Below are 258 nucleotides of genomic sequence, written 5' to 3' on the forward strand. Positions count from 1 at the left end.
CCTTCAACTTCTTTTGTTGGTTCTTTCACCCCTTCTTTCGATTCTTCAACTTCTTTTGTTGGTTCTCTTGGCTCTTCTTTCGGGCCTTCAACTTCTTTTGCTGGTTCTTTTATTTCTTCTTTTGATCCTTCAACTTCTTTTGTTGGTTCTTTTACTTCTTCTTTCGATTCTTCAACTTCTTTTGTCGGTTCTTTTACTTCCTCTTTCGATTCTTCAACTTCTTTTACTGGTTCTTTTACTTCTTCTTTCGGTTCTTCA

The 258-nt window shown here is 36.0% G+C and carries 1 protein-coding gene; it reads right to left on the reverse strand.

Annotated features, from left to right (window positions below):
• A partial coding sequence (locus MR113_RS28745) for a hypothetical protein (RefSeq protein ID WP_242257512.1) occupies nucleotides 1-258 on the reverse strand: 258 nt, incomplete at both ends.

It is taken from the genome of Bacillus cereus group sp. BfR-BA-01379 (assembly GCF_022663605.1).
Lineage (GTDB): Bacteria > Bacillota > Bacilli > Bacillales > Bacillaceae_G > Bacillus_A > Bacillus_A mobilis.